At 44.6% G+C, this 233-nt stretch carries 1 pseudogene; it reads left to right on the top strand.

From position 1 onward, the window contains the following. Nucleotides 1–233 (top strand): annotated as a pseudogene (locus NLF92_RS13825) (hypothetical protein); the annotation flags it as partial.

Here is a 233-nt window from a genome sequence, read left to right as displayed (position 1 = left end):
CCAAACATTCTGCCTGCACTAAATAAAGTATCGTCTCTGAAGGATTTCTATCAGTTTTCGTTTGGTCAGGGCGTCGGCTGGTCAACATCTCGTTTTCTTGAAGATAAACATTTCAGAATCGTTTACGGCAGCCGGTATGAGGGTTTATTTGTTATGCTGACAGCAAATCGATTTGACCTGCTAATGCGCAGTCCCTATGAGCTAACAGGGGAACACGTGAACCTGAGCCAACA

This window comes from Opacimonas viscosa (genome assembly GCF_024199005.1).
In the GTDB taxonomy this organism is placed as follows: domain Bacteria; phylum Pseudomonadota; class Gammaproteobacteria; order Enterobacterales; family Alteromonadaceae; genus Opacimonas; species Opacimonas viscosa.
Note: the sequence above shows the minus strand (reverse complement) of the source record. Positions and strands in the feature narration are given on the sequence as shown.